Consider the following 14,286-nt stretch of genomic DNA (forward strand, 5'->3'; position numbering starts at 1 on the left):
ACACATTGGGCGGCTAGATCGAACGCGCGGGTGTGGCGCGCCACGCCTCCGGTCATTTTAGGTCAAAGCTCGTGCGAGCAGCCATAGCCCAGCGGCCGCTGATGGCCGGCGACGTGATCCCGGCATTCGGCATCGCGGTGGCGTCGATCGCGTTCGTGCCGTTGCTGCAGGCGGCCAATCCCGGGCTCGCAATCGTCGTCGAAAGCCTGGTCGGCTGCGCGATCGTTCTCGCGGCGCCCGCCTATGCGCCCTCGATCGCCATCTTCATCATTCTCTTCCAGAACCTCTTCGTCTCGATTCTGTCGTCTTACATATCGACCGAATCGGAGATGGAATTCATCAAGGGCTACAACTTCCTCGTCTGCGCGGTCATGTGGCTGGTCACGCTCGCACTCTATGCGCTGCGCGAACGCAACCGTTCTCCCGATATCGACCGGATCATGAAATGGGGGTTGATCACGCTCGCGACCGTGACGGCGTATTTCCTGCTTGGCGCCACACAGGACTCGCGCGCGGCCCTCGTCTATCTGCGCAACATTGCGTTGCCGATATTCCTGTTTCAGCTCTCGCTGCTGACGGCTGCAACGTTCGAAATCCGCATCACGCCCTTCCTGGTGATCGTTGCGATGCTGTTGATCGTCTGCGGATACACGGAATTGCTGTTCCGCGACTTCTGGCTCCACATCACCAACGGCTACACGTTCTGGCACTTCGACGAGCTCAAGGCGTCCCGCTCCGGCGCCTGGGAAGCCGAGATGCGCGCAACCGGCAATGTCCCGGTCGATCTGATCGACCGCTTCCGCTTCAGCTTCCTCAACAGCCCGCTGTTCGAGGACCTCGGGCTGTCGAAGCTGCTGCGAATCTTCGGGCCGAACATGAGTCCGATCAGCTTCGCCTATGGCGTAGGCTTCTCCATCCTGTTTCTGTTCGCGGTCGGATATCGCTGGCTGGCCCTGGCCGCGATACCGCTCTTGATCTTCTGCAGCGTCAAGGGCGCGCTCATCCTGGTCGCCTTCGTAGCACTCGCCTGGACGTCGACCTGGCTGCTCGGTCCGGTCATCACCCTCGCCGGCGCGGTGGTTGCACTCATGCTGTACGCCATCGTGGCCATCCGCGTCGGACTGCAGATCGGCGACTTTCACGTCATCGGCTTCATGGGCGGCTGGAACGGCTTCTTGCAGAACCCGATCGGCCGCGGGCTGGGCGTCGGCGGCAATCTGTCGGAAGGCTATTTCTCGATCGACTGGAGCGCTGCGCAGCAGGCCGGCAGCATCGAGGGCGCGGTCGAGAGCGCCGTCGGCGTGTTGCTCTATCAGATGGGCATCGCGTCGCTGGTGCCGCTCGGCTTCTTCCTGGCCATGGCGCTGCGGGCTTGGCGCCTCTACGCCACCTCCGGAATCCTCACCCAAGGGCTCGCCGCCTTCGGCACGTTGGTCATCGTGGTCAACGGCATCTTTCAGGAGGAAGCCCTGTTCGCGCCGCCGGCGCTCGGACTGATGCTGTGCCTGACCGGGCTCGTGATCGGCCATCACTTGCGCACACAAGGCGACGGCCCGAAGACCTACGATCGATAGCGGAGGTTTGCGTCAACAGGCCGGCCCGGTCGCGATGTGCGGCCGGGCTCCCTTCTTTCCGCAAGCCGAAGCTTCAGAGCGCCTTGATCTGCACCTTGCGGAACTTGACCACGCCCGAGCCGTACTGGAGCGCGACATAGCCGCTTGCGTGCTTGGAGTCCTGCGCATCGACGGTCTTCTGGCCGTTGAGCGTCACCACGAAGTGTGGCCCCTGCGCCGTGATCTCATAGACGTTCCATTTGCCCGCCGCCTTCGGCATCGGATCGACCTTGGCCACATCGACGATGGCACCGGTGCCGTAGGTCGGATCCGGCCGCTTGTCGAAGATGTTGACCTCGTAGCAGCCCTTGCCGTCGATCGTCTTGTTGGTCTCGCAGCGGATGAAGATGCCGCTGTTGGCCGCCTCATCGACCCAGAACTCCGCCCTGATCTGGAAATCCTTGTAGGGTGTCTTGGTGACGAGATAGGCGAGATCCTTGCCGTCGAGCTTGTCGGCCACCAGCGCGCCATCCTTCATCGCCCAGTTGGCCTTGCCGACCTCGTCCCAGTCGCCTTTCTTGGAACTGTCGAGCAGCGTCACCCAGCCGTCGCCTTCGCCCAATGCGGTCGTGGAAAATTGTGTTGCGGCAGCAGCGACCAAGAGACCGGCCGCAAGTGCAGGCAAATACTTCATGAGGTGCGTCCTCCCGCTTGTTTTGGTTGGCGCGCAACCTAGCATCACCGCGCGCGGCGTAAATCCTGTTTTTCATGTTGCAGCTGCGTTGCGTGCGGGCCCGTTGTCGCATCCTGAGATCAGACATGCGTGAGCGCGTCTTGTCCGGTCCGAACGAGAGCGTCTAGCATGAGATATACGGCACGGCAGTTGCCGACCGATCTCATACGGCAGGAGGATACGATGACGGCGTCGAACCGATCCTGGCGATACCTGATGATGCTGCTGGTTTTCGCCGGGACGCTGAGCATCAGCTCCGCAGCCGAACTCAATCCCGCCGCCGTCACCTACAAGCTGCCGGACCAGATTCCCTGGGGCCCGGTCGACGCGCGCGGCGGGCAGAGTGCGGTCGTGGTCGGCGATCCCTCGAAGCCCGGGTTCTATATGGTCTACACCAAATGGAGCAAGGGCAATCACTTCAGCCGTCCGCACTTCCATCCGAACGACCGCTACATCGTCGTGCTGCAAGGCACCTGGTGGGTAGGCTCGGGTCCGAAATTCGACCCCGAGCACGGCACCGTGCCGATGCCGGCCGGCAGCTTCGTCACCCATTACGGCAAGCAGGTGCATTGGGACGGCGCCAAGGACGAAGACGCCGTGCTGCTGATCATGGGCGAAGGCCCGGCGACCGCGACCGAGGTGGAGCAGCAGAAGTAGCGTGCCGGCAGGGTCGGCGGATATTGCGTGGATCGAGGAAACCGATATCATCGCGGGCCGAGAGGCTGTGATGCATCCTGCTGCGAAGCTGCAATTTGCCCGGATCGTCGACGAGTTCGCTCGCTGGCGTACGATTCCCGAACTGGAGCGGCCTCCGGCGCCGGCGTGGTGGTGGGGACCGGCGCTCGACCTGCACGAGACCGCGGAGACGCTGCCGTCCAGTTGGTGCCGCCAGCTCCGACTGCCTGACGGCGCGAGCTTTGCGGAAGGCGCCCACGTGCTGCGCCGAACGCTGGCCGGCCAGACCACGCTGCCCTGGCCATATGATTTCTCGCGCAAGGTCGCATCCACCGATTCCGACGTACGCGACCTTCCCGTGCAACCGTCAGACGACAGCGCGTTTCCTCCCTAGCTCGGCTTCGCCGTCGGTCGTCGCTTCATCGTCCAGTGCAGGCTGCAACGACGGCGAGGCGCGCATCGGCGCCGGTCGCAGCAGCTCGGCGAGATCGCGCGGCGGCAGCGGCCTGGAGAACAGGAAGCCCTGCATCTCGTCGCAGGCATGCGCGCGCAGGAACTCCTGCTGCTCTGACGTCTCGACCCCCTCGGCGACGATGGTCATGCCGAGCGCCTTGCCCATGCTGATGATCGCCTGCGCGATCGCCACGTCCTCGGAATCGTTGGGCAGATCGCGCACGAAGGAGCGATCGATCTTGATGGTGTCGATCGGGAATTGCTTCATCAGCGACATCGACGAATAGCCGGTGCCGAAATCGTCGATCGCCAAGCGAATGCCGCGGCACTGGATCGCGTCGAGCACGTGGATCGCCCGCGACACGTTGCGCATCACCATGCTTTCGGTGACCTCGAGCTGCAGCAGCGCGGGCGGCATGCCGCTCCCAGCCAGCGCCTCGTCGATGTCGTTGAGCAGGTGCGGATCGGCGAACTGCCGCGGCGAGAGGTTGACAGCCATGGTCACCGGCATGAGGCCGCGCCGCTGCCACGCCATGTTCTGCGCGCAAGCCTCCTTGAGCACCCAGCGGCCTATCGGCACTATCAGGCCGACTTCCTCGGCGAGCGGAATGAACTGTCCGGGCGCGACCTGACCGAGCTCCGGATGGGTCCAGCGCAGCAGCGCCTCGACGCCGCTGATCTGTCCACTCGCCATGTCGACCTTGGGCTGATAGTGCAGCGAGAACTGGCCGCGCTCAAGCGCGCGGCGCAGCGCGCTCTCCATCGTCAGGCGCTCGATCGACTGCGCCTTGATCTCGTTGGAGAAGAAGCGGAAGCCGTTCTTGCCGTCCTCCTTGGCGAGGTACATCGCCATGTCGGCATTCTTGGTCAGCGTCTGCACGTCGGAGCCGTCGGCGGGATACATCGCAATCCCGATCGAGGCCGTGGTGTGGCACTCATGCCCACTGAGCTGCAGCGGCTGGCTGAGGGAAATCAGGAGCTCGCCAGCGATGCGTTCAACGTCGTCACGCTCGGCGGCATCCTCCAGGATGACGACGAATTCGTCGCCTCCAAGCCGCGCCACCACATCGCTCGCGCGCAGGGATCCACTCAGCCGTCCGGCGATCGCGATCAGCAGCATGTCGCCGGCATCGTGGCCGAGCGAGTCGTTGATCACCTTGAAGCGATCGAGGTCGATGAACAGCACCGCGAACTGCCGCCGCTGGCGGTCCGCCGTCGAGATTGCGTGGCGCAGCAACTCGTTGAACATTTCGCGGTTGGGCAGGTTTGTGAGGCTGTCATGCGAGGCGAGGTACTCGATCCGCTCATCGGCCTTGTTCTTCTCGTCGGCGCGGTCGAAACCCTCGAGCGCGAATGCCAGATTGTCGGCGAGCCGCTGCAGCACCTCGGCGAACTCCGGCGTGAAGGTGTCCCTCTCGACCGCAACGAAGATCATGATGCCGACCACCTCTCCGTCAATGATCAGCGGAAACGAGGCTCCGGATTTCGTTCCGTCGAGACGGGCTCGTTCGTGGAAGGCGGCGGCCTGTGCGTCAGCGAAATAATCGTTGATGATGCAAGCCTTGCGTGACCGGAATGCCCTGCCGCAGGCGCCGCGTCCTTCGGGGTGGGCCTTGTTGGTCGAGAGCGTCACCTGGCGCGCGCCCTCTGCGGTCGGTCCCGCCGTGGCGACGATTTCAAGATAGTCGCTGCCGGGCTGCACCAGCGCGATCGTGGTGGAGGTGAACTTGCCGCCGGTCGCCGCCGCCTCGCAGACCAGCCGATACAGTTCGTCGCGGGACTTCGCCCGCATGATCGCCTCATTGGTCGCGCTCAGCGCCGCGAACATGCGCGACAGCCGTTCGCGCTGCGCGTCGGCGCGGGCTTTCTCATCGGCTCGGTCGAAATTGTCGAGCGCAAACGACACATTCTCGGCCATCCGCTGCAGCAGCGCCATCATCTCCGGGCTGAACGCACCGAACTCGGCGGAGAGAAATACCAGCGCCCCGATCGCCTCGCCGCCCTTGAGCAGCGGCAGGGCCGCACCGGATTTGCTGCCGCTGTCACGGATGACCTGATAAAGATACGAATCGGTTCCGAAATCGCTGAGATAGTCGTTGCTGATGCACGGCCTGCGGGTTCGGATCGCGACGCCCGTCAGGGTCTGTCCCTCCGGACGCGACGCATCGGCCGACAACTGAACGTCGCGGGCACGCACGCGGTCCGGGCCCGAGGCCGCGACGCTCTCGAGGAAAGGCTCGCCCGGGCGCACCAGCCTGATCGTGGTCGAGACGAACTGATCGCCGACCGCCGCCGCATCACAGACCAGCTCGAACATCTCGCTGCGGGATTTCGCCCGCATGATCGCCTCGTTGGTCGCGCTGAGCGTGGCGAACATCCGCGTAAGGCGCTCCTTCTGCTCCTCGGTCCGCGCCTTCTCGTCGGCGCGGTCGAAGCTTCCGAGTGCATAGGACACGTTGTCGGCAAGCCGCTGCAGCAGCTCGGCGAATTCGGACGAGAAGGTGTTGCGCTTGGCGGAGATGAACAGCATCACCCCGACCACCTGGTCGTCGACCAGCAACGGAAACGCCGCCCCCGACCGCGCATCCTCGCCGTCGATGATGTCGCGGAATGCGTTGCTGGCAAGGTCGGTCAATAAGTCGTTGTTGATGCAGGCCCGCCGCGAGCGGAACGCGTTGCCGCAGACGCCGCGCCCTTCCGGAAGCGCCTCGTTGCGCGAGACGGTGAGACGGCGCGCATTCTCCGCAGTGGGGCCCGCGACCGCCATCATCTCCAGGAAGTCGTCGCCCGGCTTCGCCATCAGGATGCTGGTCGAGTTGAAGCCGCCGCCATGCGCCGCTGCCGCACAGACCAGCTCGAACATCTCCCAGCGCGACCTCGCGCGCATGATCGCCTCGTTGGTCGCGCTCAAGGCGGCGAACATCCGCGACAGCCGCTCCCGTTCGGCGTCGGCCCTGGCCTTTTCGGTGGCGCGGCCGAAATTGTCGAGCGCGACCGACACGTTCTCGGCGATCCCTGCGAGCAGCGCGATGATCTCCTCGTCCGCCGCCCAGGAATTGCCGATGAAGAAGATTAGGACGCCGATGCTCTTGCCGAACCGGGTTAGCGGCAGCGCGACGCAGGCCATGAGGCCGCTGCCGCGCACTTGCGGACGCGACGCGCTGGTCGATTTCGGAATGTCGCGCTCGGCGCAGGGCCGCTGGGTACGGAACGCCTCGCCGCAGATGCCCTTGCCATAGACATTGTCCGGGTCGGTCGAGAAGCGCGTCTGCGTGATCAGATCGATCGCCTCGCCGGTGCCGGCGACGGGCTCGAGCCAATGCGTGTCGGGCTCGGCCAGCAGCACCACGGCGGCAAAGGATTTGCCGCTGAACACCGCGGCATCGCAGACCCGTTGATAGAGATCGTGCTCGGTCTTGGCGCGCAGGATCGCTTCGTTGGTCGCGCTGATCGCGCCGAACATGCGGTTCAGCCGTCGCATCGCGCGCTCGCCGCTCTTGCGCGACGCCTCGTGATTGAAGTTGTCGAGCGCAAACGACACGTTGGCCGCCATCCGCTCCAGCAGCGCAACGATCTCCTCGCCGAGCGAGTGCGGTTCGCGCCTCGTCACCATGAAGACGCCGACGCTGCGCCCGTTGCAGACCAGCGGCATCGCTGCCGCGGCGCCGACGCCGCTGCGGGCCGCGCCGCTGCGCCAGGCCGCCGAACGCGGGTCGTTGATGTAGTCGTTGCTGACGCAGGCCGCCTGGTCGCGGAACGCCCGCCCGGCGACGCCCTCGCCTTCCGGGGAATTGGTGATGATCGAGATATCGATGCTGCGCAGCCGCGCGACGTCGTCGCCGAAGCCGGCCGCGAATGTCAGCCGGGTGGTACCCGGCTCTCGCAGAAAGACGGTGACGCCCAGGAAGTCGCCGCCGGAGAACGCGGCCTCGCAGACCTTGGCGTACAACTGTTCTGGTGATTTCGCGTACAGGATCGCTTCGTTGGTGGCATTCAACGCCGCGAATGTCCGTCCGATGCTCGACTGCACGATTCCTGAGGCCCCGGGGCCGCCCTCTTCAATTTGGCCGGGAACATTGCCGCCGGAGGCCTAAGCGATGGTTAGGATCACCGGCAAGTTGCGAGTCAGAGTAAACGCCTGACCAACGGCGAGAGCCGTCTTCCGGGGAATTGCGGACAGTTTTGTGCCAGGCTGAGGCGCCGTTGCCGCCGGCAGCTCCTCGCTGGCTCCCTCGCGCCATCGCACCGGCCAAATTCCGCATCGCGACCGCGCTCGTTCCACGCTGTGAAATCGAGCTGGCGAGCACCCAGTTCCCGGTATGGCGGACCGGATTTTCTGGCCTTGCTCGCTCCCCGGCGCTTTGAGACCATGCGGCCAACATCATCAAAAAGACCCGCGCATCGTGCGGGCCGACCACGAGGAAATCCCATGCCGATCGTCCAGGCCGACCGTCTCACGCGCATCGGCGCGGCGCTCCTGCGAGCCGCCGGCGCATCGGAGGAGGAGGCAACCGCCGTCGCCTCCGGCTGCGTCAATGCCAACCTCGCCGGCCATGACTCCCACGGCATCATCGCGATCCCGACCTATATCGACCGCGTCAAGGCCGGCCACATCGTGCCCGGCGCGAAATGGACCGTCGTGCAGGAGAGCCCGACCACCACCGTGATCGACGGCCACTGGGGCTTCGGCTTCCACGTCAATGCCAAGGCGATGGAGATGACCATCAACAAGGCGAAGACGGCGAATGTCGCGGCCTGCACCGTGTTCCGGCAGAGCCATGTCGGGCGGCTGGCACACTACCCGATGATGGCGATGCGCGAGGGCATGATCGGCATCGCCGCCGCCGATTCCGGCCGCTCGCCGAAGCATGTCGCCCCATTCGGCGGCCGCGAGGCCCGGCTCGGCACCAACCCGATCTCGATCGCGGTGCCGTCCGATCTCGATGCGCCGTTCTATCTGGACATGGCGACCTCGGCGGTCGCAGCCGGCAAGATCCAGCTCGCGGTGGCGCGCGGCGAGCAGATCCCCAAGGGCTGGATCATCGATTCCGAGGGGCGCGACACCACCGACCCGAAGGACTACCGCAAAGGCGGCGCGCTGCTGCCGCTCGGCGGCAGCGAGGGCTACAAGGGAAGCGGCCTCGCCGCGATGGTCGAGGTGCTGTGCGGCCTGCTGACCGGCCTCGGCTTCGGCGTCGAGCCAACCGGCCGGCACAATGACGGTTGCTTCATGGCGGTGTTCAATGTCGCCGCGTTCCGCCCGCTGAAGGATTTCAAGAAAGAGGTCGGCGACTTTGCGCGCTACCTGAAATCGACGCCGCCCTCGGAAGGGAGCCGCGGCGTGTTCTATCCGGGCGAGGTCGAACATCTGCGCGAGGTCGAGCGCCGCAAGAATGGCATCGAGATCGAGGACGCGACCTGGGAGAAGCTGAAGGCGCTGGCCGCCGACTACAAGCTCACTCAAGACCTCGATCTTCGCTGATCGATCGAGCACAGGAGAACGAGATGACACGGCAAATGGCGATGGTTGGCTTCCTGCAGGCGCAGAACTGCACCAACCTGCCGAGCTCATGGCGCCACCCCGAGTCGCGCGACGATTCGATGTCGGCGGACTACTACCAGGAGATCGCGCGCATCCTGGAACGCGGCAAGTTCCACATGGCGTTCTTCGATGACCGGCTGGCGATGCCGGACCGCTATGGCAACGATCACGCCCACACCGTCGAGTACGGCATCCGTTGCGTGAAGATGGACCCGATCGTGGTCCTGACCACGATGGGCATGGTCACCACCAAGCTCGGCCTCGCCTCGACCTGCTCGACCACCTATTTCGAGCCGTTCGACGTCGCCCGCCGCTTTGCTACGCTCGACCTGATGACCAACGGCCGCGCCGCGTGGAACGTGGTCACCTCGGTCAATGACGGCGAAGCGCTCAACATGGGCAAGGAGCAGCATCTCGAGCACGACCACCGCTACGACCGCGCCGACGAGTTCATGGAGGTGGTGCTCGGGCACTGGGACGCCTGGGAAGACGGCTCGCTGATCATCGACAAGACAAGTGGTCGCTTCGCCGATCCGACCAAGGTGAAGCGGCTCGACCACAAGGGCCAGTTCTTCACCTCGCGCGGCCCGTTCACCGTGCCGCGCTCGCCGCAGGGCCATCCCGTCGTCATCCAGGCCGGCTCCTCCGGGCGCGGCCAGCGCTTTGCCGGACGCTGGGGCGAGGTGATCTTCACTGCCGCGCGCAACCTCGCCAACGCAAAGCAGGGCTACGATGCGATCCGCGGCGAAGCCGCCAAGGCCGGACGCGATCCGGACCAGATGTTCCTCTGCAACCTGATCACGCCGGTCACCGGCGCCACCAAGGCGGAGGCCGAGGACCGGATGGCTGTAATCCAGAAGCTGCCGCTCGAGATCGACGCGCTGTCGCTGCTCGCCGAGGGCCTCAACTTCGACTTCGGCGCCAAGCCGATCGACGAGCCGCTGACGACCGAGGAATTGCAGGGCATGCAGGGCATGCTCGGCATCCGCGACGGCGTGCTGCGCACCTCCGGCAAGACCAATCCCTCGACCCGCGACTTCATCACCTTCTCCGGCCGCGGCCAGGTGCAGGACGCGATGGTCGGCGGCCCGAAGGAGATCGCCGACAGGCTGGAAGAGATGTTCGTCGGTCGCGGCTGCGACGGCTTCGTCGTCGCCGCGAGCTACGTGCCGGGCTCCTATGCCGATTTCGTCAACCACGTCGTGCCCGAGCTGCAGCGCCGCGGCCTGTATCACAAGGACTATGCCGGCACGACGCTGCGCGAGAATCTCGGCCTCAAGCGCCCCGCGGCCGGCGCCTGGAAGACCCGCCCGCAGGTCGCGGCGGAATAGAAGGACACCATCATGCGCTGGCTCAAATTCACCGCCGCAGGCAAGACCTCCTGGGGCCTCGTCGAGGGCGACAAGGTCACGACCGTCAACGGCGATCCGTTCGGCGAATGGACCAGGACGCCGCAGACCCATGCCCTGAAGGATGTGAAGATCGAGCTGCCGCTGATCCCGCGCACCTTCTACTGCGTCGGTCTGAACTATCTGAAGCATCTCAAGGAAGCCGCCGACAAGGCCGGCACCGTGCCGAATGTCCCCGATCGTCCCGAGATCGGCTACCGCGCGCAGAACGCGCTGATCGCGCATGACGAGGATGTCGTGATCCCGGCGAGCGCGACTGAGAAGATCCATTACGAGGGCGAGCTCGCCGTCGTGATCGGCAAGAAGGCCAAGCACCTCACCGAAGCCAACGCGATGGATTGCGTGTTCGGCTACACCATCGGCAACGACGTCTCCGAACGCACCTGGCAGAAGGCCGATCGCGGCCTGTGGCGCGCCAAGAACGCCGACACCTTCAAGCCGATGGGCCCGTGGATCGAGACCGAGGTCGATCTCGATACTATGGAGACCGCAATCCGCGTCAACGGCAAGGAAACCGGCCGCTTCCACACCAACGAGATGATCTTCGGCATCGTGCCGTTCATCGTCGAGCTGACGAAATACTTTACGCTGTGGCCCGGCGACGTGATCTGGATGGGCACCGACGGCGCCTCGCCGGACTTGAAGGACGGCGATGTCGTGGAGATTGACATCACCGGCATCGGCACGCTGCGCAACAGGTTCGTGAGGGAGAAGGTGTGAGGGCAGGGACTCGGCCTTCCCGTTTTTTGACACGCGTTCCGCTCACTCGATGTCGTCCCCGCGAAAGCGGGGACCCATACTCCGCGGTGAAGGTTGTTGACGGGGCTCGTCGTCCCAGCATAGCTCAACAATCAACATCTGTGGTTATCGGTCCCCGTTAGACAGCGCACGGTGTCATCACCCGCGCATCGAGCCGGGCGATGACAGAAGTGGGCTCCCTCCAATCGTCGTCCCTGCGAAAGCAGGGCCCCATAAACACCAGTGGTTGTTGTTGAGGGGCGCTGGAATGACGTGTCCCCTTCACAACACGGGCCGCGGAGTATGGGTCCCTGCTTTCGCAGGAACGACGTGTGTGGCGCGGCTTGTGAGTCATCCGTCAGTCTTCGCGCGACCTAATTTGTCCGAGCTTTGTCTTTCGTTTCGCCGCTCTGAGAGCAAGGGCGCAGGGAAAGCCGGGTGACGGCGGTTTCGGACTAGCGCGCGGCTCCCGAATGGCTCTTCACGTAATCGATGAAGGCCCGCAGCTTCGGCATGATCTGCCGCTGGCCGGGATAGTAGAGAAACACACCCGGCGTCATCGGCGCGAACGGATCAAGCACGCGGACGAGCTGTTTCGCCTTCACGGCGAAGGTAACCAGCGGTGCGGGCACTTGCGCCAGCCCCACGCCTTCGACCGCCGCGCCGACCAGGGTGGGGAAGTCGTGCCCGATGAAGGATCCCGATACGGCGATTTCGACTGAACGGCCGTTGTCGTTGAGCGACCATGGCGCGAGCGCGCCGTTCGATCGCCGCAGCCGCAGGCATGCGTGCTCGCGCAAATCGTCCAGGCGCCTGGGGCGGCCGCGGCGGGCGAAGTAATCCGGGCTGCCGACGACGACGAAAGGGAACGGCTTGGTCAGGCGTACGGCGACCATGTCGGGATCGATGAACTGACCCATCCTGATGCCCGCATCAAAACCTTCGGCTGCGAGGTCGACCAGCTCTTCGCTGGCAGCGAGCTCGACCTCGATCTCGGGAAACGCGCGGCAGAATGAGGCGATCAGCGGCTCCAGCAGGATCGGCACCACCGAGCGCGGCACGGTCAGACGCAAGAGGCCGGCCGGCTTCTGCCCGAGCTCACGCGCGGCCCCGCTTGCCGCGATGAGCTCCTCGAACGCAGGCCTTGCACGCGCAAGGAAACGCTCGCCGGCTTCGGTCAGGCCGACGCTACGGGTGGTGCGAATGAAGAGCACGGCGCCGACCCGCGACTCGAGGGCGCGGACCGCCTGACTGATCGCCGACGGCGTCACCCCGAGCTCGGCGGCCGCGCGCCGGAAGCTGCGGTGCTGGGCGACACTGAGGAACGCCTCCACGCCGTCGAGCGCACCATGCCTGACTGTGAAGTTCTGCTTCATGGCCTGTCAACATTATCGCGAATAGTCGCCCGCGAGAAGCGGTCCTAAATCAGAACCTGCAAGCCGGTGGCAAACGCTGGCTGCGCTGAACAGGTGCATCACGATGACCGTCGTGATCGGAGACATCGGATCGATGAAAGCTATCCGTCACGCCATCCTGGCACTCACCCTCACTTTGATAGGCGCCACGTCCATGACCGCTCCATGCCTTGCCCAAACCCAACAAGCTATCTCCCCCACAACGACCGGCGTGATGGTCATCCTGACCGTCAAGGCGGGGGTCACACGCGACCAGGTGATGGCCGTCATGCCGGACGAAATCCGGCAGACCGTACAGCTCTATCTCAATGGCAAAGTCCGTGAATGGTATTCGCGCTCCGACGGACGCGGCGTGATCTTCCTGCTCGACGCCAAGGATACCTCCGAAGCACACGCGATCATGGAAGGCCTGCCGCTCGCCAAGCAAAATCTCATGGACCACGAGTATATCGCGATCGGCCCGCTGCTGCCGCTTCGCTTGCTCATCGCCAAGCCCTGACCGCCCGCGGGGGTCGAACCTGATCGACGGGTCCGACCTTCCCCGACCGGATCGACCAGCACAAGGGAAACCGACCATGCCCGCGAATTTCAACCTTCCATTCGTTCTCAGCGTCGTCGGCGCCTTCCTGACGAGCGCGGTGGTGGCTGCCACCTATGTCTGGCCAGCACTTCGCGCGTTGCCGTATTACGAGGCCCTGAGACTTCTTGCCGCTTTCCATGCGTTCAGATTCCTGGGCATGAACTTCATGGTCGCCGGGTTTGTGTCCCCAAAATTGAGCTCGGATTTCGCCAGCAAGATCGGATGGGGAGATCTTATCGCGGCCGTGCTCGCGCTCCTTTCGATGGCGGCACTGTCCTGGCGCTGGCCGATTGCCATTCCACTGGTCTGGATATTCAACATCTGGGGCACGCTGGATCTTCTGAACGCCTACTACATGGGCGTGAAGCTCGGAGACCCCGGGCAGTTCGGCGCCGGCATCTACATTCCGGCACTCTACGTGCCGCTGCTGCTCGTCAGCCACGTCCTTGTCTTCATGATCCTGCTGAAGCCCGGGCCATAGGCGTAGGACGGCTCGAGCGAAGCTAAACTCGCCAATTCATATCCGCGGCACGATGATGGATATCGCTTTCGCTCCACCCATCCCGCCATCCCTCCGTCGTCGCGGCGAAAGCCGGGACGACGGAGAGTACGCCGTGACACCGCAACAGCCAACTCCGTCAAAACGGCAACGCTACGCCGGTCTTGATCTCCTTCAGGATCACGTTGGTGCGGACGTGGCGGATGCCGGGGATGCGGAACATGAACTCGTCGAGGAATTTGTTGTAGGCGTCCATGTCGCGCACGACGACGCGCAGATGGTAGTCGGCGTCGCCGGTGGTCGCGAAGCACTCCAGCACCTCGCGGCGCTTCATCACGCGCGCGACGAACTCGTCGACGAATTTCACATCGTGCCGTTCCAGCGAGACATGCAGGATTGCCGAGGTCGCAAAGCCAGCCTGCTCGCGCGCCACCAGCGCGGCATAACCTTCGATGACGCCGGACTCTTCCAGCGCGCGAACGCGACGCCAGCACGCCGAGGTCGACATGCCGACGGTCTCGGCGAGTTGCTGGTTGGTGGCGCGGCCGTCTTTCTGCAGTTCGCTGAGGATCTTCTCGTCCTGCTCTTCAACCATGAAGACCTTCCGTTTTGGAATATTCTACCGAATTATCCACTTCATCGCAATATTTTACCGTAATCAGGTTACCAACCGAACAGATAGGTAAGAC

The 14,286-nt window shown here is 64.4% G+C and carries 12 protein-coding genes; 8 read left to right on the top strand and 4 right to left on the bottom strand.

From position 1 onward, the window contains the following. Nucleotides 1-71 precede the first annotated feature (71 nt). Complete coding sequence (locus AS156_RS08595) at nt 72-1,574, top strand: hypothetical protein (protein WP_245312620.1); 1,503 nt, start codon at nt 72-74, stop codon at nt 1,572-1,574. 73 nt (nt 1,575-1,647) lie between these two features. Here the strand turns inward: AS156_RS08595 and AS156_RS08600 are convergent, their stop codons facing one another. After that, complete coding sequence (locus AS156_RS08600; protein WP_066502632.1) at nt 1,648-2,247, bottom strand: 3-keto-disaccharide hydrolase; 600 nt, start codon at nt 2,245-2,247, stop codon at nt 1,648-1,650. 168 nt (nt 2,248-2,415) lie between these two features. On the opposite strand from AS156_RS08600, the gene AS156_RS08605 reads away from it, so the two are divergent. Both AS156_RS08605 and AS156_RS08610 read left to right on the top strand, forming a co-directional pair. After that, entirely contained in the window at nt 2,416-2,943 is a 528-nt protein-coding gene (locus AS156_RS08605) for a cupin domain-containing protein (protein ID WP_245312622.1), read from the top strand. Between the two features lie 70 nt (nt 2,944-3,013). Then, nucleotides 3,014-3,355, top strand: coding sequence for a hypothetical protein (locus tag AS156_RS08610; protein ID WP_066502928.1), 342 nt, complete (start codon nt 3,014-3,016; stop codon nt 3,353-3,355). Here AS156_RS08610 and AS156_RS08615 read toward each other — a convergent pair. Then, a complete protein-coding gene (locus AS156_RS08615; RefSeq protein WP_066502633.1) occupies nt 3,329-7,444 on the bottom strand; it encodes a GAF domain-containing protein in 4,116 nt (1,371 codons plus the stop codon). The genes AS156_RS08610 and AS156_RS08615 overlap by 27 nt on opposite strands. A 399-nt stretch (nt 7,445-7,843) precedes the next feature. Here AS156_RS08615 and AS156_RS08620 point away from each other — a divergent pair, with 399 nt between their 5' ends. From AS156_RS08620 to AS156_RS08630, 3 genes are read left to right on the top strand one after another with little or no spacing between them, the layout of a single operon-like run. Next, nucleotides 7,844-8,896 (top strand): Ldh family oxidoreductase, encoded by a 1,053-nt coding sequence (locus tag AS156_RS08620; RefSeq protein ID WP_066502635.1) that lies wholly within the window; start codon nt 7,844-7,846, stop codon nt 8,894-8,896. A gap of 23 nt (nt 8,897-8,919) precedes the next feature. Then, on the top strand, nt 8,920-10,287 hold the full coding sequence (locus AS156_RS08625; protein ID WP_066502637.1) for an LLM class flavin-dependent oxidoreductase: 1,368 nt from the start codon (nt 8,920-8,922) through the stop codon (nt 10,285-10,287). Between the two features lie 12 nt (nt 10,288-10,299). Continuing rightward, nucleotides 10,300-11,085 (top strand): fumarylacetoacetate hydrolase family protein, encoded by a 786-nt coding sequence (locus AS156_RS08630; RefSeq protein ID WP_066502639.1) that lies wholly within the window; start codon nt 10,300-10,302, stop codon nt 11,083-11,085. Between the two features lie 473 nt (nt 11,086-11,558). Here AS156_RS08630 and AS156_RS08635 read toward each other — a convergent pair whose 3' ends face one another. Further along, nucleotides 11,559-12,479, bottom strand: coding sequence for a LysR family transcriptional regulator (locus AS156_RS08635; protein ID WP_066502641.1), 921 nt, complete (start codon nt 12,477-12,479; stop codon nt 11,559-11,561). A gap of 103 nt (nt 12,480-12,582) precedes the next feature. Between AS156_RS08635 and AS156_RS08640 the strand changes: the two genes are divergently transcribed. Further along, nucleotides 12,583-13,017 carry a hypothetical protein gene (locus AS156_RS08640; RefSeq protein ID WP_245312623.1) on the top strand — a complete coding sequence of 145 codons (435 nt, stop codon included), beginning with the start codon at nt 12,583-12,585 and terminating at the stop codon, nt 13,015-13,017. A gap of 76 nt (nt 13,018-13,093) precedes the next feature. Beyond that, complete coding sequence (locus tag AS156_RS08645) at nt 13,094-13,579, top strand: hypothetical protein (protein WP_066502645.1); 486 nt, start codon at nt 13,094-13,096, stop codon at nt 13,577-13,579. Nucleotides 13,580-13,736: 157 nt separating this feature from the next. On the opposite strand, the gene AS156_RS08650 is transcribed toward AS156_RS08645, so the two are convergent. Then, entirely contained in the window at nt 13,737-14,192 is a 456-nt protein-coding gene (locus tag AS156_RS08650; RefSeq protein ID WP_066502648.1) for an Lrp/AsnC family transcriptional regulator, read from the bottom strand. Nucleotides 14,193-14,286: the final 94 nt, after the last annotated feature.

It is taken from the genome of Bradyrhizobium macuxiense, from assembly GCF_001542415.1.
In the GTDB taxonomy this organism is placed as follows: domain Bacteria; phylum Pseudomonadota; class Alphaproteobacteria; order Rhizobiales; family Xanthobacteraceae; genus Bradyrhizobium; species Bradyrhizobium macuxiense.